This window comes from Streptomyces cynarae (genome assembly GCF_025642135.1).
GTDB classification, from domain to species: Bacteria; Actinomycetota; Actinomycetes; order Streptomycetales; family Streptomycetaceae; genus Streptomyces; species Streptomyces cynarae.
In genome coordinates, this window is record NZ_CP106793.1 from 2,171,265 (window position 1) to 2,194,842 (window position 23,578).

The following is a 23,578-nucleotide window of genomic DNA, read 5'->3' on the forward strand; positions in this document are numbered from 1 at the left end:
GCTGAGCCGATGGGTGCCGATCGCGTCTTCGCGTACGGCGCCGCCGCCGGCCTCCTCGGCGACCTCCTGCTGGGCGATCCACGCCGCGGGCATCCGGTCGCCGCGTTCGGGCGGGCCGCGGCGGCCGTGGAACGGGTGCTGTGGCGGGACCACCGCGGGTGGGGCGCACTGCACACCGCCGTCTGCGCCGGGGGTGCCGTGACAGCGGCGGCGCTCGCCGCATCCGCCGTACGTCCCTCCCGTACCGCCGCCACGGCCCTGACTGCTGCCGCCACCTGGGCCGTGGTCGGGGGCACGTCGCTCGCCCGGGAGGCAGGCGCCATCGGGCGCGCCCTGGAGGCGGGGGACGTCGAGGCCGCACGCGCCCGGCTGCCGCATCTGTGCGGGCGGGACCCGCAGGCGCTGGACGCGGACGGGATCGCCCGGGCGGTCGTCGAGTCCGTCGCCGAGAACACCTCCGACGCCGTGGTGGGCGCGCTCGCCTGGGGAGCCGTCGCCGGGGTGCCCGGTCTCGTGGGTTTCCGCGCCGTCAACACGCTCGACGCCATGGTCGGGCACAAGTCGCCCCGCTACCGGCGCTACGGATGGGCCTCGGCGCGCCTCGACGACGTCGCGGGATGGCCGGGAGCACGGCTCACCGCCGTTCTCGCGGCAGCGGCGGGCCCCGATCCGCGGGGCGCGGTACGCGCCTGGCGCGCCGACGCCGCGAAGCACCCGAGCCCCAACGCCGGGCCCGTGGAGGCGTCGTTCGCGGGCGCCCTGGGTGTGCGGCTGGGCGGAACGCTGTCGTACGGGGGGCGCGTGGAGCACCGGCCCGTGCTCAACGCGGCCGGGCGCGCCGTCCGTACGGACGACATCGAGCGGGCCGTACGGCTCTCCCGGCGCGTGAGCGGGCTCGCGCTCGGCATCACGGTCGCCGGGCGCCTGGCGGCCCGAAGGCTTCTCGCGAAGGGACGGACGTCATGAGCGGCGGACTCCTCGTCGCCGGTACCACCTCCGACGCCGGCAAGAGCGTCGTCACCGCCGGTATCTGCCGCTGGCTCGTACGGCAGGGGGTCGAGGTCGCGCCGTTCAAGGCGCAGAACATGTCCCTGAACTCCTTCGTCACCCGCGAGGGCGCCGAGATCGGGCGGGCGCAGGCCATGCAGGCCCAGGCGTGCCGTATCGAGCCGACCGCGCTGATGAACCCCGTGCTGCTCAAGCCGGGCGGCGAGCAGAGCAGCCAGGTCGTGCTGCTGGGCAAGCCGGTCGGTGAACTGAGCGCGCGCGGGTACCACGGGGGTCGGCAGCAGCGGCTCCTCGGCACCGTGCTGGACTGCCTCGCCGAGTTGCGGGGCACGTATGACGCGGTGATCTGTGAGGGGGCCGGCAGCCCGGCGGAGATCAACCTGCGGCGCACCGACATCGTGAACATGGGGATCGCCCGCAACGCCCGGCTACCCGTGCTCGTCGTCGGCGACATCGACCGCGGCGGTGTCTTCGCGTCCTTCTTCGGGACGGTGGCGCTGCTCTCGCCCCAGGACCAGGAGCTCGTCGCCGGATTCCTGGTCAACAAGTTCCGCGGGGACGTCAGCCTGCTGGAACCGGGCCTCGACATGCTGCGGGACCTCACCGGGCGGCGCACCTACGGAGTCCTGCCGTTCCGGCACGGGCTCGGGATCGACGAGGAGGACGGGCTCAGGGTGTCCCTGCGGGGCGCGGTCCGCGAGTCCGAGGTGACCGCCCCCGTCGGTGAGGACGTGCTGCGCGTCGCCGTCTGCGCGATCCCCCTCATGTCCAACTTCACGGACGTGGACGCGCTGGCCGCCGAGCCGGGTGTGGTCGTCCGGTTCGTGGACCGGCCGGAGGAGCTGGCGGACGCCGACCTCGTCGTGATCCCGGGAACCCGGGGAACCGTCCGCGCCCTGGAGTGGCTGCGCGAGCGCGGCCTCGCGGACGCCCTCGTCCGAAGGGCCGCGGAAGGGCGGCCGATCCTCGGCGTCTGCGGCGGCTTCCAGATCCTCGGCGAGCACATCGAGGACGAGGTCGAGTCGCGCGTCGGCAGTGTCCAAGGGCTCGGAGTGCTGCCCGTGCGGGTGCGGTTCGCCCGCGAGAAGACCCTCACCCGGCCGGCGGGGGAAGCCCTCGGCGAGCCCGTCGAAGGGTACGAGATCCACCACGGGGTCGCCGAAGTCACCGGCGGCACACCCTTCCTGGACGGCTGCCGGGTCGGGCAGACCTGGGGCACCCACTGGCACGGGTCCCTGGAGTCGGACGGCTTCCGGCGGGCCTTCCTGCGCGAGGTGGCCGCCGCCGCGGGCCGCCGCTTCGTGCCGTCCCCCGACACCTCGTTCGCCGCGCTGCGCGAGGAGCAGCTCGACCGGCTCGGCGACCTGATCGAACAGCACGCGGACACGGACGCGCTGTGGCGGCTCATCGAGTCCGGCGCGCCGCAAGGACTGCCTTTCATCCCCCCGGGAGCGCCCGCATGAGCACAGTGTTGTTGTTGTCGACCGCCGACACCGATCTGCTGGCGGCCCGTGCCTCCGGCGCGCCCTACCGGATCGGCAACCCGACCCGGGTGGACGTCGCCGATGAGCTTCCGGGGCTGATCGAGGGCGCGGACATCGCCGTCGTACGCCTGCTGGGCGGCAAGCGCGCCTGGGAGGACGGACTGGCCCGGCTGAAGGCGGCCGGCATCCCGACCGTGCTGCTCGGCGGGGAGACCGTCCCCGACGCCGAGCTGATGGCCGAGTCGTCCGTACCGGCCGGTGTCGTGGCGGAGGCGCTGAAGTACCTGGTCGAGGGCGGCCCCGCCAACCTCACCGAACTCGCCCGGTTCCTGTCCGACACGGTGCTGCTGACCGGCGAGGGCTTCGACGAGCCGCGGAAGATGCCGGAGTACGGCGTCCACGGCGCGCGCCCGTTCAGCGAGGACCGTCCGACCGTCGGCGTGCTCTTCTACCGGGCCCACGAACTCAGCGGCAACACCGCCTTCGTGGACACCCTGTGCGACGCGATCGAGGCGCACGGCGCCAACGCCCTTCCCGTTTACTGCGGTTCGCTGCGCGGCGCCGACGCCGGGCTGTACGAGGTCCTCTCCAAGGCCGATTCCCTGGTGGCCACGGTCCTCGCAGCAGGCGGCACGCACGCCTCGCAGGCCTCGGCCGGCGGTGACGAGGAGTCCTGGGACATCGGCGCGCTGGCCGAGATGAACGTCCCGGTGCTGCAAGGGCTGTGCCTGACCTCCTCGCGCGCCGCGTGGGAGGCGTCGGACGCCGCCCTGTCCCCCATGGACGCGGCGATGCAGGTCGCCATCCCGGAGTTCGACGGCCGGCTGATCACGGTCCCGTTCTCCTTCAAGGAGCAGGGCCCGGACGACGTCCCGGTGTACGTCGCCGACCCGGAGCGGGCCGCGCGGGTCGCCGGGATCGCCGTACGGCACGCGCGGCTCAAGCACAAGCCGAACGCGGAGAAGAGGATCGCGCTCGTCTTCACCGCGTACCCGACCAAGCACTCACGGGTCGGCAACGCGGTCGGCCTGGACACGCCCGCTTCGGCGGTACGGGTGCTGGACGCGCTGCGGGAGGCGGGGTACGGCCTCACCGAGTACCCGGCGGGCGGTGACGAGCTGATCCACCGCCTCATCGAGGCCGGCGGTCACGACGTGGAGTGGCTGACCGAGGAGCAGCTGGCCGCCGCCCCCGCGCGCGTGCCGCTGGCCGACTACCGGGCGTGGTTCGAGAAGCTCGACCCGGAGCTGAGGGACGCGATGACCGAGGCGTGGGGTGAGCCGCCGGGCTCGTTGTACGTCGACGGCGACGACATCGTGCTCGCCTCGCTCCAGTTCGGGAACGTCGTGGTCATGATCCAGCCGCCGCGCGGCTTCGGCGAGAACCCGATCGCGATCTACCACGACCCCGACATGCCGCCGTCGCACCACTACATGGCGGCCTACCGCTGGCTGGAGAACAGTTTCGGCGCCGACGCCGTCGTCCACATGGGCAAGCACGGGACGATGGAGTGGCTGCCCGGCAAGGGCCTCGGTCTCAGCAGGGGATGCGCGCCGGACGCCGTCCTCGGCGACCTGCCCCTGATCTACCCCTTCATCGTCAACGACCCCGGCGAGGGCACCCAGGCCAAGCGGCGTGGCCACGCCACCGTGGTCGACCACCTCGTACCGCCGATGGCGCGAGCCGACACCTACGGCGACCTGGCCAAGCTGGAGCAGCTCCTCGACGAGTACGCGCTGGTCTCCGACCTGGACCCGACCAAGGCGCCGACCGTACGCGCCCAGATCTGGACGCTGGTCAAGGCGGCCGAGCTCCACCACGACCTGCATGTGGACGAGCAGCCGGACGACGACGAGTTCGACGAGTTCGTCATGCACATCGACGGCTATCTGTGCGAGATCAAGGACGTGCAGATCCGCGACGGCCTGCACGTCCTGGGCGGCGGCCCGGTCGGCGAGCCGCGCGTCAACCTGGTGCTCGCGGTGCTGCGCGCCTCGCAGGTGTGGGGCGGGCAGGCGAACGCGCTGCCCGGTCTGCGTGCCTCGCTGGCGGAGCACTTCGGCCTGGTGGAGAAGGAGCTGCTGGCGGAGCCCGGCGCTCCGGTGAAGGTGCCGGTGGAGCTGACGGACCTGGTGGAAGGTCCGTCCCGTACGGCGGCTGACGCGATCGACCTGCTGGAGCAGCTGTGCCGGCGGATCGCGGAGGGGATGGAGGCGCGCGGCTGGGCGGCCTCCGAGAGCGGTGCTCTGGTACGGGAGGTACTGGGCACCGAACACCCCGACGCCGTCGCGGTGCTGGAGTTCGCGTGCACGGAGGTCGTGCCCCGCCTCGCCCGCACCACCGACGAGATCGGACACATCCTCAAGGCGCTGGACGGCGGTTACGTCCCGGCGGGCCCGTCCGGCTCCCCGACCCGCGGCCTGGTCAACGTCCTGCCGACCGGCCGCAACTTCTACTCGGTCGACCCCAAGGCGATTCCGTCCCGCCTGAGCTGGGAGGTCGGTCAGTCACTCGCCGACTCCCTGGTCGCCCGCTACCTCCAGGACACCGGCGAGTACCCGAAGTCCGTCGGCCTGACGGTCTGGGGCACGTCCGCGATGCGCACTCAGGGCGACGACATCGCCGAGATCCTGGCCCTGCTGGGCTGCCGACCCGTCTGGGACGACGCCTCGCGCCGCGTGACCGGGTTCGAGGTGATCCCGCTGGAGGAGCTGGGCCGCCCCCGTATCGACGTAACGGTCCGCATCTCCGGGTTCTTCCGGGACGCGTTCCCGCACGTCGTCGGTCTGATCGACGACGCGGTGCGCGCGGTGGCCGAGCTGGACGAGCCCGCCGCGAAGAACTTCGTGAAGGCGCACGCCGACGAGGACACCGCCGAGCACGGCGACCGGCGGCGCGCCACGGCCCGTGTCTTCGGCTCCAAGCCGGGTGCGTACGGCGCCGGTCTGCTGCCGCTGATCGACGCCCGCAACTGGCGCTCCGACGCCGACCTCGCCGAGGTGTACGCGGTGTGGGGCGGCTACGCGTACGGGCGCGGGCTCGACGGGCGGGCGGCGCGCGGGCACATGGAGACGGCGTTCAAGCGCATCGCCGTCGCCGCGAAGAACGTCGACACCCGCGAGCACGACCTCGTCGACGCCGACGACTACTTCCAGTACCACGGCGGCATGGTCGCCATGGTGCGCCACCTGACGGGGGCGAGTCCCGAGGCGTACGTGGGCGACTCGGCCGTGCCCGACCAGATCAAGACCCGCACCCTCGGTGAGGAGACCCACCGCGTCTTCCGCGCCCGCGTGGTCAACCCCCGCTGGATGGCGGCCATGCGGCGCCACGGCTACAAGGGCGCCTTCGAGATGGCGGCGACCGTCGACTACCTGTTCGGGTACGACGCCACGGCCGGGGTCGTCGACGACTGGATGTACGAGAAGCTCAGCGCGGAGTACGTCTTCGACGCCGAGAACCGGGACTTCATGAAGAAGTCCAACCCGTGGGCGCTGCGCGGCATCACGGAACGACTCCTGGAGGCCGCCGACCGGGGCCTGTGGGCCGAGCCGGACGCGGACACGCTGGAGCGGCTGCGCGCCACCTATCTGGAGCTGGAAGGCGACCTGGAGGGCGACGAGAAGTGAGTACCCCGTTTCCGTTCACGGCCGTAGTGGGTCAGGACGACCTGCGGCTCGCGCTGCTGCTGAACGCGGTCTCGCCGGCGGTCGGCGGTGTGCTGGTGCGCGGTGAGAAGGGCACCGCCAAGTCGACGGCCGTGCGCGCCCTGTCCGCGCTGCTGCCTCAGGTGGCGGTCGTCCCCGGGTGCCGGTTCTCGTGCGACCCGGCGGCACCGGATCCGACATGCCCGGACGGGCCGCACGAAGCAGGGGCGGGGGTGTCCCGTCCGGCCCGCATGGTCGAGCTGCCCGTCGGGGCCTCCGAGGACCGCCTGGTGGGCGCCCTGGACATCGAGCGGGCGCTGGCGGAGGGCGTGAAGGCCTTCGAGCCGGGCCTGCTCGCCGACGCGCACCGCGGCATCCTGTACGTGGACGAGGTCAACCTCCTCCACGACCACCTGGTCGACCTGCTCCTGGACGCCGCCGCGATGGGCGCCTCGTACGTCGAGCGCGAGGGCGTCTCCGTGCGGCACGCCGCGCGTTTCCTGCTCGTCGGCACCATGAACCCCGAAGAGGGCGAGCTGCGGCCGCAGTTGCTCGACCGGTTCGGGCTGACCGTCGAGGTCACCGCCTCCCGCGAACCCGACCAGCGCGTGGAGGTCGTCCGGCGGCGGCTCGCCTACGACGACGACCCCGCCGCTTTCGCGGCACGCTGGGCCGAGGAGGAGGCCGCCGTACGCGCCCGCATCGTGGCCGCGCGCGAGCTGCTGCCGTCCGTACGGCTCGGGGACGGGGCGCTGCGGCAGATCGCGGCGACCTGTGCCGCGTTCGAGGTCGACGGTATGCGCGCCGACATCGTGATGGCGCGTACGGCGACCGCGCTGGCCGCCTGGGCGGGGCGGGGCGACGTGCTCGCCGAGGACGTACGGCAGGCCGCGCTGCTCGCGCTGCCGCACCGCAGGCGGCGGAACCCCTTCGACGCGCCGGGGCTCGACGAGGACAAGCTTGACGAGACGCTGGAGCAGTTCGGGGATTCCGGGGAGTCCGGCGAGGACGACGATCCTGATCCGGACGGGCCCGGCGGGGGTGGCGGCCGGCCGCCGCAGGACGGCCCCACGGGTGACGGCGACACGCCGGCGCAGGCCGAGCCCGGCGAGGGCGGCCCGTCGCAGGCCTCCGGAGCCGGCGAGCAGGCACCTGCACGCGCCTCCGAGCCCTTCCGTACGAAGGTGCTCACCGTGCCCGGGCTCGGTGACGGCGCCGCCGGGCGGCGCTCGCGGGCGCGGACGCAAGCCGGGCGGACCACCGGGGCCCGACGGCCCCAGGGCGCGCTCACCAAGCTGCACCTGGCGGCGACCGTGCAGGCGGCGGCGCCTCATCAGCGGGCGCGCGGGCGGTCGGGGCCCGGGCTCGTGGTGCGCCGGGACGATCTGCGGCAGGCGGCGCGGGAGGGGCGCGAGGGCAACCTCGTGCTGTTCGTGGTCGACGCATCCGGCTCGATGGCGGCCCGGCAGCGGATGAGCGCGGTGAAGGGCGCCGTGCTGTCACTGCTCCTGGACGCCTACCAGCGGCGGGACAAGGTGGGGCTGGTGACCTTCCGGGGCTCGGCGGCCGAGGTGGCGCTGCCGCCGACCTCGTCGGTGGACGCGGCGGCGGCCCGGTTGGAGTCGCTGCCCACGGGGGCCGCACGCCGCTGGCCGCCGGGCTGCTGAAGGCGCACGACGTACTGCGCGTGGAGCGGCTGCGGGACCCGGCGCGGCGGGCGCTCGTGGTCGTGGTGACGGATGGGCGGGCCACGGGTGGCCCTGAGCCGGTCGCGCTGGCCGGCCGGGCGGCCCGGCTGTTCGCGGCCGAGGGGGTCGCGTCCGTGGTCGTGGACTGCGAGTCGGGGCCGGTGCGGCTCGGGCTGGCGGGGCAGCTCGCCGGTGAGCTGGGCGGAACCGCTGTGACGCTGGACGAGCTGCGCGCGGACAGCATCGCCGGGTTGGTGCGGGATGTGCAGGGAGCCGGACAGAGGAGGGCCGCGTAATGCCGCAGGGACAGCCGAGTGTCGTACCGGACGACGGACTGACGACCCGTCAGCGTCGCAACCGTCCCCTCGTCGTCGTGCACACGGGCGTCGGCAAGGGCAAGTCGACCGCGGCCTTCGGGCTGGCGCTGCGGGCCTGGAACCAGGGGTGGCCGATCGGGGTGTTCCAGTTCGTCAAGTCGGCGAAGTGGAAGGTCGGCGAGGAGAACGCGCTCAAGGTGCTGGGGGCGTCCGGGCAGGGCGGGACCGTGGCCTGGCACAAGATGGGCGAGGGCTGGTCCTGGGTCCAGCGGGACATCCAGGGCGACAACTCGACCAATGAGGAGAAGGCCCGGGAGGGCTGGGAGCAGGTCAAGCGGGACCTGGCCGCCGAGACGTACAGGCTGTACGTGCTCGACGAGTTCGCGTACCCGATGCACTGGGGCTGGGTCGACACCGACGAGGTCGTCGACGTGCTCCGCAACCGGCCCGGCACCCAGCATGTCGTGATCACCGGGCGGAACGCGCCGGAGAAGCTGGTCGACTTCGCGGACCTTGTCACCGACATGTCCAAGGTCAAGCACCCGATGGACGTGGGACAGAAGGGCCAGAGGGGCATCGAGTGGTGACACGTTCCGTCCCACGGTTGGTCATCGCCGCGCCGTCGTCCGGCAGTGGCAAGACCACCGTTGCCACGGGGCTGATGGCCGCGTTCGCCGCGCGGGGGCTTGCCGTGTCTCCGCACAAGGTCGGGCCGGACTACATCGACCCGGGCTATCACTCGCTCGCCACCGGGCGGGTGGGACGGAACCTCGACGCGTACCTGTGCGGACCCGAGTTGATCGGTCCGCTGTTCGCGCACGGTGCGCGCGGGTGCGACATCGCGGTCGTCGAGGGCGTGATGGGGATGTACGACGGGGCCGCGGGGGAAGGTGAGCTGGCCTCCACGGCCCATGTCGCCAAGCTGCTGCGGGCGCCGGTCGTGCTGGTCGTGGACGCGTCGTCGCAGTCCCGGTCGGTGGCGGCTCTGGTGCACGGGTTCGCCTCGTGGGATCCGGAGGTGCGGGTCGGGGGCGTGATCCTGAACAAGGTGGCGTCCAACCGGCACGAGGCGTTGCTGCGGGAGGCGTTGGAGTCGGCCGGGGTGCCGGTGCTGGGCGTCCTGCGACGAGTTCCGCAGGTCGACACGCCGTCGCGGCACCTTGGGCTGGTACCGGTCGCCGAGCGGCGGGCAGAGGCCGTGGCGGCGGTTGCGGCGATGGCCGCGCAGGTCTCCGACGGGTGCGACTTGGATGCGCTGATGGCGCTGGCGCGGACTGCGGGTGCGTTGCCGGGTGCGGCGTGGGATGCGGCTGAGGTTCTCGGTGTTTCGCCCCGGCCACCCCTTCCCTCCCCCAAGCTCTCGGCTTCGCTCGAGCAGGGGGGACCCCCATCGTCCCTGGGGGCTGCGCCCCCAGACCCCCCTTATCGGCCTGAACGGCCTCGTCCTCAAACTCCCCCGAGCTCTTCGAGCAGGGGGTACCCCCAGGACGGGCTGAGTGGCGCTGGACTGGACTCGAACGCCCCGGCCCCGGTGGTCGCCGTTGCCGGAGGTGCGGCCTTCACGTTCTCCTACGCCGAGCACGCCGAACTCCTCGCCGCCGCCGGCGCCGAGGTCGTCCCCTTCGACCCCCTTCGCGACGAGCAACTGCCCGAAGGGACCCGCGGCCTGGTCATCGGCGGCGGTTTTCCGGAGGTGTACGCCGCCGAGCTGTCCGCCAACGAGCCGTTGCGCAAAGCCGTCGCCGAACTGGCGCTCGGCGGTGCGCCCGTCGCCGCCGAGTGTGCCGGACTGCTGTACCTGTGCCGGGAGTTGGACGGGCAGCCCATGTGCGGTGTGCTCGACGCCGCCGCCCGGATGACCGAGCGGCTGACCCTCGGCTATCGCGACGCCGTGGCCGTCGGTGACAGCGTGCTCGCCGCGGCGGGGACCCGTATGCGGGGGCACGAGTTCCACCGCACCGTCGTCGAGCCCGGCGCGGGGGCCGCCCCCGCCTGGGGGCTGCGCGCTCCTCGGCCGCGCGTGGAAGGTTTCGTGCAGCAAGGGGTGCACGCGAGTTATCTGCACACGCACTGGGCCGCCGCGCCCGGTGTGGCCCGTCGGTTCGTGGAGAGGTGCCGGACGTCATGAGCAGCAGGCTGATCGGAGTCGGGGTGGGCCCCGGCGACCCCGAGCTGGTGACCGTCAAGGGCGTGGGCGCTCTGCGCGCCGCCGATGTCGTCGTCGTCCCCGTGATGGCTGCGTCTGACGGAACAGATGTGGGTGAGCGGGGGCGCGCCGAGGCGACCGTGCTGCACTACGTGCCCGAGGAGAAGGTCGTCCGCGTCGTCTTCGCGCTGAACGAGCGGACCGACCGGGCGCGGCGCGAGGCCGCCTGGGACGCCGCCGGGGAGCGTGTCGCCCGGCTGCTTCAGCGGCACGCGGCCGTCGCGTTCGCCACCATCGGCGACCCCAACGTGTACTCGACGTTCACGTACCTCGCGCAGACCGTGCAGGAGCTCGTGCCCGGGACCGTCGTCGAGACGGTGCCCGGCATCACCGCCATGCAGGACCTGGCCGCGCGGTCGGGTGCCGTGCTGACCGAGGGCACCGAGCCGCTCACGCTCGTGCCCGTCACGGCCGGTTCCGCCGTGCTCAAGGAAGCGCTCGCCGGTCCCGGGACCGTCGTCGCGTACAAGTTCGGGCGGCAGGCGCGGGAGGTCGCCGAGGCGCTGCGGGAGACCGGGCGGATCGAGGACGCCGTGTGGGGGTCCGCGCTCGGGCTCCCGGAGGAGTCCATCCGCCCGGCCGCCGACCTCGACGGCGGTTCGCTGCCCTACCTCTCCACCCTCATCGCGCCCGCCCGGCGCGACGGCACCCGCGGCGGCAAGCTGTGACCGGCGGCGGATCAGCCCGCGAGGCCCACCACCAGCCAGATGAACGCCGTGCCCGCGACCGTGCACAGCAGGGTCGTGTGGGCGGGGTGCTCGTGGTGGGCCTCCGGCAGGATCTCGGCCGCGGCGAGGTAGAGCAGGACACCGCCGAAGAGACCGAGGTAGCCGCCGAGGAACCACTCCGGGATGGCGAGGAACGCGGTCGAGGCCGCGCCCAGCACGGGCGCCAGCGCGTCCGCGAACAGCATCGCGACCGCCTTGCGGCGCGCGTTGCCGTACAGGCTGGTGAGGGTGAACGTGTTGAAGCCGTCCGCGAAGTCGTGGGCGATGACGGCGAGCGCCACCGCGAGACCCATGCCGCCGCCCACCTGGAAGGCCGCACCGATCGCCACGCCGTCCATGGCGCTGTGACCCACCATGGCGGCCGCCGCTGTGAGGCCCACTTCGGGCGCGCGATGGTGATCGTGCTCCCCTGCGCCGTGCGCCGCCCGGCGGGCGGCGAGCAGCCGCTCCACCAGGTGGGCCAGCAGGAAGCCGCCCACGAACAGCAGCAGGGCCGCCGGAACGCCGAACACCTCGGTGCCCGCCGCGTGCAGTGCCTCCGGCAGCAGGTCCAGGCCGACCACACCGAGCATCAGTCCGCCGGCCAGGCCCAGGACCAGATGGCGACGGTCGGTCACGTGCTGTGCCGTCCAGCCGCCGGCCAGCGTCATCAGGAACGCGCCGAGCGCGACGAAGACCGCCATGTGCCCTTGCTATCCGATCAGGCCCCGGTCGCGCACATCCGGCCCCGATTCCGCCCGCACACATCGTGACATTCCGTACGAGAGGACCTGAACCCATGGCCGATGCCCCCACCGGCAAGGTGACCTTCGTCGGTGCCGGCCCCGGCGCCGCCGACCTGCTGACGTTCCGTGCCGCGCGCGCCATCGCCGAGGCCGACGTCGTGATCTGGGCGGCCAGCCTGGTCCAGGCGGAGGTCCTGGAGCACGCGCGTGCGGACGCGGAGGTCCTGGACTCGGCGACCATGTCGCTGGAGGACGTCGTCGCCGTCTACCGGCGGGCGCACACGGAGGGGCTGAAGGTCGCCCGCATCCACTCCGGCGACCCGGCCCTGTGGGGCGGCACCCAGGAGCAGCTCGACCGGTGCGCGGAGATCGGCATCGCGACCGAGGTCGTCCCCGGCGTCTCCTCCTTCTCCGCCGTCGCCGCGCTCGCCCAGCGGGAGCTGACGATCCCCGAGGTCGCGCAGTCCGTGGTCCTCACCCGGCTCGGCGGCGGCAAGACGCCGATGCCGCCCGGCGAGGAGGTGCGCGAGTTCGCCCGGCACGGCACCACCATGGCGATCTTCCTGTCGGCGGCCCGCAGCGGGCAGCTGGTGCGGGAGCTGCTGGAGGGCGGCTACCCGACGAGCACCCCGGTCGTCGTGGCCTACCAGGCGACCTGGCCGGAGGAGCTGGTCGTGAAGTGCATGATCGGCACGCTGGAGGAGACGGTCAAGGAGCACAAGCTCTGGAAGCACACCCTCTTCCTGGTCGGCCCGGCGCTCGACGCGCACGGCACCCGCTCGCACCTCTACCACCCCGGTCACTTCCACGGCTACCGCAAGGCCGACCCCGAGGCCCGCAAGGCCCTGCGCACACGGGGTGCGAGCACGTGATCACGGTCGTCGGCACGGGCACGGGGGCGCCGCTTCCCGAGGAGGTCCTCGTGGCGGCGGACCTCGTCGTGGGCGGGCGGCGGCATCTGGACGCCGCCCGGCTGCCCGAGGGCGCCGAACGGGTCGTGCTCGGGCCGCTGGCGCCCGCGCTGGACGCCATCGAGCGGACCCTGGAGAAGGGTGACAACGAGCGGCGGGTCGTCGTGCTCGCCTCCGGTGATCCCGGGTTCTTCGGCATCGTGCGGGCGCTGGGCGAGCGGTTCGGGCCGGACCGGCTGGATGTGCGGCCCGGCGTGTCGTCGGTGGCCGGTGCCTTCGCGCGCCTCGGGCTGACCTGGGACGACGCGGTGGTGGTCAGCGCGCACGGGCGCGAGATGCGCACCGCGGTGAACGTGTGCCGGGCGCGTCCCAAGGTCGCCGTGCTCACCGGGCCCGGAGCCGGTCCCGCCGAGCTGGGGGCGGCGCTTGGCGACGGTGGCGCCGGCCGGGTCCTCGTCGTGGCGACCGCGCTCGGCGACCCGGAGCGTGAGCGCGTGGAGCGGGTGACGCCCGCCGAGGCGGCGGAACGCGACTGGGGGGCGGCGGTGAGCGTGGTGCTGTGCCTGGACGAGGCGCGGGCGCTGGGGCCGGTGCGAACGGTCGCGGGGGCGCCCTCGGGTCCCTCCGCATGGGCCCTGGACGAGAGCGCCTTCGCGCACCGGGACTCGATGATCACCAAGTTCGAGGTGCGCGCCCTGGCCCTGGCCCGGCTCGGGCCGCGGCTCGGCGATCTGGTCTGGGACGTCGGCGCGGGCTCCGGCTCGGTCGCCGTCGAGTGCGCACGGCTGGGCGCCGCCGTCACCGCCGTCGAGAAGACGCCCGACGGGGTCGAGAGGATCCGCGCCAACGCGTCCGCGCACGGCGTGGACGTGCGGGTCGTGCACGGGACCGCACCGGACGCGCTGGACGGACTCGACGACCCCGACGCGGTGTTCGTCGGCGGCGGCGGACGCGAACTCCCCGCCATCGTCAGTGCGTGCGCGCGGCGCGCCCGGCGGGCGGTGGTGGTCGCCATGGCGGCACTGGACCGCGTACCTGCGGCGCGCGAGGCGCTCGTCGCCGCCGGGTTCTCCTGCGACGGCGTCCTGCTGCAGGCGTCGCGCCTCGCGCCGCTGCCGGGTGATGTGACCCGGCTCGCGGCGACCAACCCTGTTTTCCTGCTGTGGGGCACGCGGGCCCCGGCACTGCACGAAGGAGAAGCTCAGTGATCGGCCTCATTTCCGCCACCGCGGCGGGGGCGGTTGCGCGGGACCGGCTGGCCGCGGCGTGGCCGGACCGTACGCGGGTGTACGACGGGCCCGTGAAGGACGCCGTACGGGCCGCCTTCGCGGAGTGCGAGCAGCTCGTGTGCTTCCTGGCGACGGGGGCGGTCGTACGGCTGATCGCGCCGCTGCTGGGTGAGAAGGCTTCCGACCCGGGTGTGGTGTGCGTCGACGAGGGCGGGCGGTTCGCGGTGTCCCTGGTGGGCGGGCACGCGGGCGGCGCCAATGAGCTGGCCCGCGTGGTGGGCGGGGTGCTGGGCGCGGAACCGGTCGTCACGACCGCCACGGACGCCGTGGGGCTGCCCGGGCTCGACACGCTCGGGTTCCCGGTGGAGGGCGATGTCGCCGCCGTCTCGCGGGCGTTGCTCGACGGGGAGCCGGTGGCGCTGGAGGCGGAGGTGAGCTGGCCGCTGCCGCCGCTGCCCGTCGCCGCCGAGGGCGCCTACACGATCCGGGTCACCGACCGGGCCGTCCAACCCGCCGAACGGGAGGTCGTGCTGCGGCCGCCCACCCTGGTCGCGGGCGTCGGCGCCTCCAGGGGTGCCCCGGTGGAGGAGGTGCTGGGGCTCGTCGAGGGTGCCCTGCGGGACGCGGGGCTCTCCGTGGCCTCGCTCGCCGAGCTCGCCACCGTCGACGCCAAGGCGGAGGAGCCCGGCATCGTCGAGGCGGCGCGGCGGCTCGGCGTTCCGCTCGTGACGTACGCCGCCGAGGAGTTGGCGAGGGTCGACGTGCCCAACCCGTCCGAGGCGCCGCTCGCCGCCGTCGGAACGCCGTCCGTCGCGGAGGCCGCCGCGCTGGTGGACGGGGCGAACTCCTCGTACCCAAGCGGAAGTCGGCCATGGCCACCTGCGCGGTCGGACGCCGGCCGGGGCGCGGACGGCTCGCGGTCGTCGGGCTGGGGCCGGGCGCCCGGGACCTGCTCACGCCGCGCGCGCAGCGGGAGCTGCGGCGCGCGTCCGTGCTCGTCGGCCTCGACCAGTACGTCGACCAGATCCGTGACCTGCTGCGGCCCGGCACCCGGGTCCTGGAGTCGGGGCTCGGCGCCGAGGAGGAGCGGGCGCGCACGGCGGTCGCAGAGGCGCGCAAGGGGCACGCCGTCGCGCTGATCGGCAGCGGGGACGCCGGGGTGTACGCGATGGCCTCCCCGCGCTCGCCGAGGCGTCCGACGACATCGACGCGGTCGGGGTGCCCGGCGTCACGGCGGCGCTCGCGGCCGGGGCGATCCTGGGCGCGCCGCTCGGCCACGACCATGTGTCCATCAGCCTCTCCGACCTGCACACGCCGTGGGAGGTCATCGAGCGGCGGGTACGGGCCGCGGCCGAGGCCGACCTGGTCGTCACCTTCTACAACCCCCGCTCCCGGGGCCGCGACTGGCAGCTGCCGAAGGCCCTCGCGATCCTCGCCGGGCACCGGGAGCCGACGACACCGGTCGGTGTCGTGCGCAACGCGTCACGGCCGGACGAGTCCAGTCGCCTCACGACCCTGGCCGAACTGGACCCGGCGACGGTCGACATGATGACGGTCGTGACCGTGGGCAACACGGCGACCCGTGAGATCGCGGGCCGCATGGTGACGCCGCGCGGATACCGCTGGCAGGACGACCGGCAGGAGGAGGCGAAGTGAACCGTCTGGTGCACCCGATCGAGCAGGAGTCCTTCCGGCGGCTGCGCGCCCGCCTCGACACCTCGCACTTCCCGCCGCTGACCCGGGCGGTGGTGGAGCGCGTCATCCACTCCGCCGCCGACCTCGACTACGCCACCGACCTCGTCATGGACGAGAGCAAGTTGGAGAAGGCGCACACGGCGCTGCACGCCGGGGCGCCGGTGGTGGTGGACGTGGAGATGGTCGCGGCCGGGATCACGCGCCGCGAGACGGTCTGCCGCCTCAAGGACGCCAGGTCGGGCCCGGGCATGACCCGTTCGGCGCACGCGATCCGGCTGGCGTACGAGGACGTCGGCCCGGGCGCCCTGTGGGTGATCGGCTGCGCGCCGACCGCCCTGGAGGAGCTGCTGAAGCTGGACGCCTCCCCCGCGCTCGTCATCGGTCTGCCCGTCGGTTTCGTCGGCGCGGCCGAGTCCAAGGCCGCGTTGCGCCAGAGCGGCCTGCCGGCCGTGAGCAACGTGTCCGAGAAGGGCGGTTCGGCGGTCGCCGCCGCCGCGCTCAACGCCCTGCTGTACCACCCCGTTTCGAAGTTCGAGGAGACATCGTGACCACCCCGCCGCCCGCCCTGCTCATCGCCGGCCACGGCACCCGGGACGAGGCCGGAGCCGAGGCGTTCCGCGACTTCGTACGGGAGCTGGGGCGCCGCCACCCCGAGCTGCCCGTCGCGGGCGGCTTCATCGAGCTGTCGCCGCCGCCGCTGGGCGAGGCGGTGACCGAGCTGGTGGAGCGCGGGGTGCGCCGGTTCGCCGCCGTGCCGCTGATGCTGGTGTCCGCCGGGCACGCCAAGGGGGACATCCCGGCGGCGCTGGCCCGGGAGAAGGAGCGGCACCCGGGCATCTCGTACACCTACGGTCGTCCGCTCGGCCCGCACCCGGCGCTGCTGTCGGTGCTGGAGCGGCGCCTGGACGAGGCCCTCGCCGGGGCGGCGCGGACGCCCGAGGAGCGCGCCGAGGTGACGGTGCTGCTGGTGGGCCGTGGCTCCACCGACCCCGACGCCAACGCCGAGGTGTACAAGGCGGCGCGGCTGCTGTGGGAGGGGCGCGGGTACGCGGGCGTGGAGACGGCGTTCGTGTCGCTGGCGGCGCCGGACGTGCCGAGCGGCCTCGACCGGTGCGCGAAGCTGGGTGCGAAGCGGATCGTCGTCCTGCCGTACTTCCTGTTCACGGGCATCCTGCCGGACCGGGTGCGGCAGCAGGCGGAGGACTGGGCGGCGACGCATCCGCGGGTCGAGGTGCGGTCGGCGGGCGTCATCGGGCCGGAACCGGAGCTGCTGGACCTGGTGATGGAGCGGTACCAGGAGGCGCTGAAGGGGGATCTGCGGATGAACTGCGACTCGTGCGTGTACCGGATCGCGCTGCCCGGCTTCGAGGACAAGGTGGGGCTGCCGCAGCAGCCGCACTTCCACCCGGACGACGACGGGCATCACCATCACGGTCATGGACACCACCACGGGGGGCACGCGCACTCCCATGCGCACTGAACGGGACGGAGCACAGCACGACCTGCGGCACCACGGGGACGCCGAGGTCCGTGACGGCGGGGCGGGCCTGACCGACCTCGCGGTGAACGTGCGTGCGGACACGCCTCCGGCGTGGCTGCGGGAGGTGGTCGCCGAGTCGCTGGGCGGCCTCGCGGCCTACCCGGACGGGCGGGCGGCGCGGGCGGCGGTGGCGGAGCGGCACGGGGTGCCGGCCGAGCGGGTGCTGCTGACGGCGGGGGCGGCGGAGGCGTTCGTGCTGCTCGCCCGCGCCCTGAAGGTGCGGCGGCCGGTCGTGGTGCACCCGCAGTTCACGGAGCCGGAGGCGGCGTTGCGGGCCGCGGGGCACGTGGTGGATCGGGTGCTGCTGCGGCAGGCGGACGGTTTCCGGCTGGATCCGGCCCTGGTGCCGCAGGGCGCGGACCTGGTGGTGATCGGGAATCCCACGAACCCCACGTCCGTCCTGCACCCGGCGTCGGTGATCGAGGAACTGGCCCGCCCGGGGCGGGTGCTGGTGGTCGACGAGGCGTTCATGGACGCGGTACCCGGGGAACGGGAGGCGCTGGCGGGCCGGACGGACGTGCCGGGCCTGGTGGTCCTGCGCAGCCTGACCAAGACCTGGGGTCTGGCGGGGCTGCGCATCGGCTACCTCCTGGCCGACCCCGGGACGATCGCGCAACTGGAGCGGGCGCAGCCGCTGTGGCCCGTGTCGACACCGGCGCTCGCGGCGACTGAGGCCTGCATGTCGCCGCGGGCCCTGGCGGAGGCGGCGCACGCGGCGCACCGGGTGGCGGCGGACCGGGCGCATCTGGTGGCGGGGCTGCGGGAGTTCGGGCCGGACGGACTGCATGTGGCGGAGCCGGCGGAGGGGCCGTTCGTGCTGGTCCGCATGGCGCGGGCGGCTGCCGTGCGGCGGCATCTGCGGGACCTCGGCTTCGCGGTGCGCCGCGGGGACACGTTCCCGGGGCTGGACGAGGAGTGGCTGCGGCTGGCGGTACGGGACCGGGTGACGGTCAACCGCTTCCTGCAGGCGCTGGACCGGGCGATGGCCCTGGCACAGGGCTGAGCGGGGCGGCGGGCGCCAGGCCTGTCGCCCGCCCCGGGGGCTAGGGCCTGTCTGACAATCCCCGTCGTCCGCCCGAAGGGCGGGCCCTGCGGCGAGCGTCCGCGCCAGGCGTCGCAGGGCAGGCGGGAAATGTCGGACAGGCCCTAGGCTGGAAGAGCCCCGAGCAACAGCACCGGAACCAGCGGTCTGTGCCGATGGGCGCCTCGCGGTCCCGGTGCCCGCACCAGTGAGGCCGATCATGCCCTGGAATCTGAGCGGGACCTATCTGGAGAGCTGCAACTGCGACGCGGTGTGCCCGTGCACGACCTCGGGTCTGACCGCGCCCGCCGACCATGAGCGCTGCCAGGTGACCTTCGCCTTCCACGTCGACGGCGGTGATGTCGACGGCGTGGACGTGTCGGGCCGCAGCGTCGTCGTCTTCGTCGACGCACCCCGGGTGATGGCCGACGGCGGCTGGCAGGTGGCGCTGTATGTGGACGCGGCGGCCGACGACGGCCAGGCGGAGGCGTTGGGCAGGGTGTTCTCCGGGCAGGCCGGCGGGCCGATGGCGGCGCTCGTCCCCCTCGTGGGTGAGCTCCTCGGCGTCGAGCGCGTCCCCATCGACTACCGGGACGACGGTCGCCGTCACGCGGTGCGCGTGGCCGATGCCATCGACATCGAGATCGAGGACCAGGTCGCCCCGCAGTTCGGCGCGGACGGCCCGGTGATGGGGCTGACCGGCGTCTTCCACCCGGTGAGCAGCACGCTGACGGTCGCCCGCTCCACCCGGGCGACCGGCACCGGGGTGTACGGCCGGTCATGGGACTTCACCGGCGGCAACGGGCACTCGGCGCCGTTCGCATGGTCCGCGTGACGGCCGGTCCGCTCGCCCGGCGCGGCAGGCTCGGCTCCACCTGGCTGGTGCTGCTCGCGGCGGCGGTCGCCTGGGCCTGGGTGGTGGGGCGTGGGCGCGGTATGGGGGGCATGCCCGGGACGATGGGGCTGGATCTGCCGGCCTTCCTGCCCGTGTGGACGGTGATGTCGGCGGCGATGATGCTGCCCGCCACGGCGCCCGTCGCGTCCCTGTACGCGCGCACGATCCTCAGCCAGCGGTTCCGGCGCGTGGTCGCCTTCACCTTCGGCTACCTGCTGGTGTGGGCCGCCGCCGGGCTGCCCGCCTATGCCCTGGTGGCCGTCGCCGGCCGGGCGGCGGGCACGCATGCGGCCACCGCCACCGCGGTCGCTGCTGCCATCTTCGCGGCCAACGGCGTCTACCAGCTCACGCCCCTCAAGGACCGCTGCCTCGCCCGGTGCCGCTCGCCGATCGGGCTGATGCTGCGCTACGCGTCGTACCCGGGGCGGTCCCGCGATGTGCGCGCGGGAGTCCACCATGGCGCATTCTGCCTGGGCTGCTGCTGGTCGCTCATGGCGCTGCTGGCGGCGTTCGGCGTGATGAACCTGTGGGCCATGGTGGGCCTGGCGGCCGTACTGAGCGCCGAGAAGCTCCTCCCGGCGGGTCCGGTGGTGGCCCGGATCGCGGGGGTGGTCTCCCTCGCTTTGGCCATCGCCGTCGTCTGGGTCCCGAGCCTGGCCCCCGGACTGATCCGCAGCCCGACGTGGGCCGGCTGATCCGGAACCCGGACACCGGGGCCCTAGCCGACCACCCGTCCGTTGAGCACGACGCGCCGCGGTACCGCCAGGACCCGTACGTCCGCTCGCGGGTCCGTCTCGTACACCACGAGGTCGGCGGGGGCTCCCTCGTCCAGCGCGGGACGCCCGAGCCAGGTCCGGGCGGCCCAGGTGGCTGCCGAAAGGGCCTCGACGGGCGGGATCCCGGCGGTCACCAGCTCGGCCACCTCACCCGCGACCAGGCCGTGGGCCAGCGAGCCCCCGGCATCGGTGCCCACGTACACCGGGATCCCGGCGTCGTATGCCGCCCGCACCGTGTCGTAGCGCCGTTCGTACAGCCGGCGCATATGGGCCGACCAGCGGGGGAACTTCGACTCGCCGCCGTCCGCCAGTCCCGGGAACGTCGCGATGTTCACCAGCGTCGGCACGATCGCGACCCCCCGCTCCGCGAACAGCGGGATCGTCTCCTCCGTCAGCCCCGTCGCGTGCTCGATGCAGTCGATGCCCGCCTCGACCAGGTCCCGCAGCGAGTCCTCGGCGAAGCAGTGCGCTGTGACCCGCGCGCCCAGGCGGTGGGCCTCCGCGATCGCCGCCTCCACCGCCTCCCGCGGCCAGCAGGCCGACAGGTCCCCCACCACACGGTCGATCCAGTCGCCCACCAGCTTCACCCAGCCGTCGCCGCGCCGTGCCTCCTGGGCGACGTAGGCGACCAGGTCGTCCGGTTCGATCTCCCAGGCGTAGTCGCGGATGTAGCGGCGCGTGCGCGCGATGTGCCGCCCGGCCCGGATGATCTTGGGAAGATCGTCCCGGTCGTCGACCCAGCGGGTGTCCGAGGGGGAGCCCGCGTCCCGGATCAGCAGCGTGCCCGCGTCCCTGTCCGTCAGTGCCTGCTTCTCCGCGACGTCCTCGGAGACCGGGCCGTGCGCGTCGAGGCCGACGTGGCAGTGCGCGTCGACCAGGCCGGGCAGCGCCCAGCCCTCGACGGTACGGACGTCGCGGGCCCCGGCGGGGCGGTCGTACGAGATCCGGCCGTCGACCACCCACAGCTCGTCGCGGACGTCCTCGGGCCCGACGAGCACCCGTCCCCTCACGTGCAGCACCGCGTGATCGCTCATGTACTGCACCTTAGTTGGCGTCCGCCTGCTACTGCTTCCGGCCTACCTGGTCGGAGGTCTCCTCCTCCACCTCGGCCCTCGCGGGGTCCAGGAGCCGGGAGAGGAAGTGCCGGGTGCGCTCGTGGCCCGGGTCGCCGATGACCTGCTCGGGGGTGCCGTCCTCGACGATCACGCCGCCGTCCATGAAGACGACCCGGTCGGCGACCTCGCGCGCGAAGGTCATCTCGTGGGTGACGACCATCATCGTCATGCCCTCCTGCGCCAGCCTGCGCATCACGGCGAGGACGTCGCCGACCAGCTCGGGGTCGAGCGCCGAGGTCGGCTCGTCGAACAGCATCACCTCGGGGCCCATGGCGAGGGCGCGGGCGATGGCGACGCGCTGCTGCTGGCCGCCGGAGAGGGAGGCCGGGTACGCGTCCGCCTTCTCGGACAGGCCGACCCGCTCCAGGTTCTCGGCGGCGATCTTCGCCGCCTCGGCCTTGTCCCGCTTGAGGACCCGGCGCTGCGGCAGCGTGAGGTTCTCGGTCACCGTGAGGTGCGGGAAGAGGTTGAACTGCTGGAACACCATGCCGATACGGCGGCGTACGGCGTCGATGTCCACATCGGGGTCGGTGACCTCGGTGCCGCCGACGAATACCTGGCCCTTGGTGGGTTCCTCCAGGAGGTTGACGCAGCGCAGCAGGGTGGACTTGCCGGAGCCGGAAGGGCCGATGACGCAGACCACCTCGCCCTGGCCGATCTCCAGGTCGATGCCGCGCAGCACTTCGTTGTCACCGAAGGACTTGTGCAGGTCGCGGATCGCGATCTCGGGGGTGCTGCTCACTTGGCGGCTCCCTGGGCCTTGGCCTCCATACGGCGGACGACGAAGCCGAGCGGGATCGTGACCAGCAGGTAGCAAAGGCCGGCGACCAGGATCGGCGTGGAGTTGGCGGTCGTGCTGGCCAGGTCGCGGCCGAACTTGGACAGTTCGCGCTCCTCCAGTGTGACGCCGAGGAACAGCACCAGCGAGGAGTCCTTGAAGAGCAGGACGAGTTCGTTGGTGAGCGGCGGGAGGATGATCCGGAAGGCCTGCGGGACGATGATGGAGATCATCGCGCGAGCGGGCGAGAAGCCCAGCGAACGCGCCGCCTCCATCTGGCCCTTGGGCACGGCCTGGATGCCCGCGCGGATCGTCTCCGCCATGTACGCAGCCGACACCAGGCCGAGTGCGAGGGCGACCTTGCCGTACGTGCCGCCGATGATCTCCGTGCCGGGGAAGGCGAGCGGCACGGCGACACCGACGAAGATGAAGATCAGCAGCGCGGGCAGGCCGCGGAAGATCTCGATGTAGACGCCGGCGACCCAGCGGTACGGTCCGACGGACGACAGCCGCATCAGTGCGAGGAGCATGCCGAGCACCAGGCCGACGACGAAGCCGGACAGGGTGTACAGCACGGTGTTCTTCAGCGCCAGCGTGATGACGTCCGGGAACATCTGCCGGGCGATGTCCACCTGCGCGAACTGGTTCTGCAGCCGTCCCCAGTCCGCCGTGACCGCGAAGGCGATCACGGCGACGACGAAGACGGCGTACTGGACACCGCGCGACACCCTGCGCTTCTGGGTCCGGGTCAGCCCCTTCCTACGGGGCTGCACGTCGGCCCTGGCCGTGTCCGTCGTGTCGGTCATGAGGCGGAGGGCGAGGCGACGGACGGGTTGTAGGGGCCGATCCACTGCTCGTACAGCTTCTTGTACGTGCCGTCGGCCTTCGCGTCCTTGATCGCCTTGTTGATGGCGGCGAGGAGCTTGGTGTTGCCCTTCTTCACCGTGAAGCCGTACTGCTCACCGGTGTTGATGTTGCCGGCCAACTTGAAGGCGTCGGCGTTGGCCTGGTCCTTGAGCCAGCCCTGGACGACCGGGTAGTCGATGACGACGGCCTGGACCTGGCCGGTGCGCAGGCCGTTGAGGACGGCGTCGGAGGACTCGAAGGAGATCGGGTCGAAGCCCTGCTTCTTCGCGTAGTCCTCGCCGGTGGTCTGCGCCTGGGTGCCGAGCTTCTTGCCCTTGGCCTTGACGTCGGCCAGAGAGGTGATGCCGCTCTTCTTGTCGACCAGCACGGCCTGGGTGGCGTCGAAGTACGGGTCGGAGAAGTCGACGTGCTTCTTGCGCTCGGCGGTGATGGTCATGCCGGCCGCGGCGAGGTCGCACTGGCCGGAGTTGAGGAACGCGCCGGTCTTGAAGTTCTCGAAGGGGGTGTCGACGACGGCCTGCTTCACTCCGAGGTCCTTGGCGACCAGGTCGATCATCGAGACGTCGAAGCCCTGCACCTTGCCGTTGATCTCCGACTGGAAGGGCGGGTAGGGCAGGTGGGTACAGGTGGTGAGCTGACCGGCCTTGACGAGTTCCACCCCGCCGGCGGCCGACTTGCGGCGCTGCCGCCGCTGCCGCTCGAGGTGCAGCCGGCCACGAGCAGCACGCCGGCCGTCGCGGTGGTGGCGGCCAGGATGCGGGCCCGGCGCCCGAGGAGCGTGTTCACGGAGGACCTCTCTGTGGGGAATCTCGACTTCCCCTGTGGGGGGGATGAGCGGGTTCCGATTATAAGGAGCAGTTTGGGATCCTCAAACCAAACCGATGGCTGGAGGGCCTTCTGACCTCAGAAGCGATCGGCAAACGGGTGAAGACGGCCGCCGGTTACCCT

General features: G+C 73.2%; 17 protein-coding genes and 3 pseudogenes. 15 read left to right on the plus strand and 5 right to left on the minus strand.

What is annotated here, in order from left to right:
• Positions 1 to 9 precede the first annotated feature (9 nt).
• The 7 genes and pseudogenes from N8I84_RS10255 to cobI all read left to right on the plus strand — a co-directional run bounded on the left by N8I84_RS10255 (position 10) and on the right by cobI (position 11,018).
• On the plus strand, positions 10 to 966 hold the full coding sequence (locus N8I84_RS10255) for a cobalamin biosynthesis protein (RefSeq protein ID WP_263229229.1): 957 nt from the start codon (positions 10 to 12) through the stop codon (positions 964 to 966).
• Complete coding sequence (locus N8I84_RS10260) at positions 963 to 2,471, plus strand: cobyric acid synthase (RefSeq protein ID WP_263229230.1); 1,509 nt, start codon at positions 963 to 965, stop codon at positions 2,469 to 2,471. Before N8I84_RS10255 ends, N8I84_RS10260 begins: the two co-directional genes overlap by 4 nt.
• Positions 2,468 to 6,121: a cobaltochelatase subunit CobN gene (gene cobN / locus N8I84_RS10265; protein ID WP_263229231.1), complete on the plus strand. Its 3,654-nt coding sequence runs from the start codon at positions 2,468 to 2,470 to the stop codon at positions 6,119 to 6,121. Before N8I84_RS10260 ends, cobN begins: the two co-directional genes overlap by 4 nt.
• Positions 6,118 to 8,123 (plus strand): annotated as a pseudogene (locus N8I84_RS10270) (putative cobaltochelatase). Before cobN ends, N8I84_RS10270 begins: the two are co-directional and overlap by 4 nt.
• Positions 8,123 to 8,731 (plus strand): cob(I)yrinic acid a,c-diamide adenosyltransferase, encoded by a 609-nt coding sequence (gene cobO / locus N8I84_RS10275; RefSeq protein WP_263229232.1) that lies wholly within the window; start codon positions 8,123 to 8,125, stop codon positions 8,729 to 8,731. The pseudogene N8I84_RS10270 and the gene cobO overlap by 1 nt, the downstream one beginning before the upstream one ends.
• A complete protein-coding gene (locus tag N8I84_RS10280; RefSeq protein ID WP_263229233.1) occupies positions 8,728 to 10,272 on the plus strand; it encodes a cobyrinate a,c-diamide synthase in 1,545 nt (514 codons plus the stop codon). Before cobO ends, N8I84_RS10280 begins: the two co-directional genes overlap by 4 nt.
• Positions 10,269 to 11,018 carry a precorrin-2 C(20)-methyltransferase gene (gene cobI / locus N8I84_RS10285; RefSeq protein WP_263229234.1) on the plus strand — a complete coding sequence of 250 codons (750 nt, stop codon included), beginning with the start codon at positions 10,269 to 10,271 and terminating at the stop codon, positions 11,016 to 11,018. Before N8I84_RS10280 ends, cobI begins: the two co-directional genes overlap by 4 nt.
• An 11-nt stretch (positions 11,019 to 11,029) precedes the next feature.
• On the opposite strand, the gene N8I84_RS10290 is transcribed toward cobI, so the two are convergent.
• Positions 11,030 to 11,761: a ZIP family metal transporter gene (locus N8I84_RS10290; RefSeq protein WP_263229235.1), complete on the minus strand. Its 732-nt coding sequence runs from the start codon at positions 11,759 to 11,761 to the stop codon at positions 11,030 to 11,032.
• Positions 11,762 to 11,856: 95 nt separating this feature from the next.
• On the opposite strand from N8I84_RS10290, the gene cobM reads away from it, so the two are divergent.
• The 8 genes and pseudogenes from cobM to N8I84_RS10330 all read left to right on the plus strand — a co-directional run bounded on the left by cobM (position 11,857) and on the right by N8I84_RS10330 (position 19,789).
• Entirely contained in the window at positions 11,857 to 12,675 is an 819-nt protein-coding gene (cobM, locus tag N8I84_RS10295) for a precorrin-4 C(11)-methyltransferase (protein ID WP_263229236.1), read from the plus strand.
• A complete protein-coding gene (gene cbiE, locus N8I84_RS10300; RefSeq protein WP_263229237.1) occupies positions 12,672 to 13,922 on the plus strand; it encodes a precorrin-6y C5,15-methyltransferase (decarboxylating) subunit CbiE in 1,251 nt (416 codons plus the stop codon). The genes cobM and cbiE overlap by 4 nt, the downstream gene beginning before the upstream one ends.
• Positions 13,919 to 15,599 (plus strand): annotated as a pseudogene (gene cobJ, locus N8I84_RS10305) (precorrin-3B C(17)-methyltransferase). Before cbiE ends, cobJ begins: the two are co-directional and overlap by 4 nt.
• Complete coding sequence (locus tag N8I84_RS10310) at positions 15,596 to 16,186, plus strand: precorrin-8X methylmutase (RefSeq protein WP_263229238.1); 591 nt, start codon at positions 15,596 to 15,598, stop codon at positions 16,184 to 16,186. The pseudogene cobJ and the gene N8I84_RS10310 overlap by 4 nt, the downstream one beginning before the upstream one ends.
• A complete protein-coding gene (locus N8I84_RS10315) occupies positions 16,183 to 17,118 on the plus strand; it encodes a sirohydrochlorin chelatase (protein WP_263229239.1) in 936 nt (311 codons plus the stop codon). The genes N8I84_RS10310 and N8I84_RS10315 overlap by 4 nt, the downstream gene beginning before the upstream one ends.
• Positions 17,108 to 18,181: an Rv2231c family pyridoxal phosphate-dependent protein CobC gene (gene cobC, locus N8I84_RS10320; RefSeq protein WP_263234724.1), complete on the plus strand. Its 1,074-nt coding sequence runs from the start codon at positions 17,108 to 17,110 to the stop codon at positions 18,179 to 18,181. Before N8I84_RS10315 ends, cobC begins: the two co-directional genes overlap by 11 nt.
• Before the next feature lie 238 nt (positions 18,182 to 18,419).
• The gene (locus N8I84_RS10325; RefSeq protein ID WP_263229240.1) at positions 18,420 to 19,034 is read left to right on the plus strand and encodes a DUF1326 domain-containing protein; all 615 of its coding nucleotides are present in this window, start codon (positions 18,420 to 18,422) and stop codon (positions 19,032 to 19,034) included.
• Positions 19,031 to 19,789, plus strand: a complete 759-nt coding sequence (locus N8I84_RS10330; RefSeq protein WP_263229241.1) for a DUF2182 domain-containing protein — start codon at positions 19,031 to 19,033, stop codon at positions 19,787 to 19,789. Before N8I84_RS10325 ends, N8I84_RS10330 begins: the two co-directional genes overlap by 4 nt.
• 23 nt (positions 19,790 to 19,812) lie before the next feature.
• Here the strand turns inward: N8I84_RS10330 and N8I84_RS10335 are convergent, their stop codons facing one another.
• The 4 genes and pseudogenes from N8I84_RS10335 to N8I84_RS10350 all read right to left on the minus strand — a co-directional run bounded on the left by N8I84_RS10335 (position 19,813) and on the right by N8I84_RS10350 (position 23,416).
• Positions 19,813 to 20,904 (minus strand): amidohydrolase family protein, encoded by a 1,092-nt coding sequence (locus N8I84_RS10335; protein WP_263229242.1) that lies wholly within the window; start codon positions 20,902 to 20,904, stop codon positions 19,813 to 19,815.
• Between the two features lie 28 nt (positions 20,905 to 20,932).
• Positions 20,933 to 21,727, minus strand: coding sequence for an amino acid ABC transporter ATP-binding protein (locus tag N8I84_RS10340; RefSeq protein ID WP_313884248.1), 795 nt, complete (start codon positions 21,725 to 21,727; stop codon positions 20,933 to 20,935).
• Positions 21,724 to 22,569: an amino acid ABC transporter permease gene (locus tag N8I84_RS10345; protein WP_263229243.1), complete on the minus strand. Its 846-nt coding sequence runs from the start codon at positions 22,567 to 22,569 to the stop codon at positions 21,724 to 21,726. The genes N8I84_RS10340 and N8I84_RS10345 overlap by 4 nt, the downstream gene beginning before the upstream one ends.
• Positions 22,566 to 23,416: pseudogene (locus tag N8I84_RS10350) on the minus strand (transporter substrate-binding domain-containing protein). Before N8I84_RS10350 ends, N8I84_RS10345 begins: the two are co-directional and overlap by 4 nt.
• Between the last annotated feature and the right edge of the window lie 162 nt (positions 23,417 to 23,578).

Excerpts from the sequence above, each read along its gene's own strand:
- N8I84_RS10255 (WP_263229229.1), top strand. The coding sequence starts at position 10 with ATGGGTGCCGATCGCGTCTTCGCGTACGGCGCCGCCGCCGGCCTCCTC.
- N8I84_RS10260 (WP_263229230.1), top strand. The coding sequence starts at position 963 with ATGAGCGGCGGACTCCTCGTCGCCGGTACCACCTCCGACGCCGGCAAG.
- cobN (WP_263229231.1), top strand. The coding sequence starts at position 2,468 with ATGAGCACAGTGTTGTTGTTGTCGACCGCCGACACCGATCTGCTGGCG.
- cobO (WP_263229232.1), top strand. The coding sequence starts at position 8,123 with ATGCCGCAGGGACAGCCGAGTGTCGTACCGGACGACGGACTGACGACC.
- cobI (WP_263229234.1), top strand. The coding sequence starts at position 10,269 with ATGAGCAGCAGGCTGATCGGAGTCGGGGTGGGCCCCGGCGACCCCGAG.
- N8I84_RS10290 (WP_263229235.1), bottom strand. The coding sequence starts at position 11,761 with ATGGCGGTCTTCGTCGCGCTCGGCGCGTTCCTGATGACGCTGGCCGGC.
- cobM (WP_263229236.1), top strand. The coding sequence starts at position 11,857 with ATGGCCGATGCCCCCACCGGCAAGGTGACCTTCGTCGGTGCCGGCCCC.
- cobC (WP_263234724.1), top strand. The coding sequence starts at position 17,108 with ATGCGCACTGAACGGGACGGAGCACAGCACGACCTGCGGCACCACGGG.
- N8I84_RS10325 (WP_263229240.1), top strand. The coding sequence starts at position 18,420 with ATGCCCTGGAATCTGAGCGGGACCTATCTGGAGAGCTGCAACTGCGAC.
- N8I84_RS10335 (WP_263229242.1), bottom strand. The coding sequence starts at position 20,904 with ATGAGCGATCACGCGGTGCTGCACGTGAGGGGACGGGTGCTCGTCGGG.
- N8I84_RS10345 (WP_263229243.1), bottom strand. The coding sequence starts at position 22,569 with ATGACCGACACGACGGACACGGCCAGGGCCGACGTGCAGCCCCGTAGG.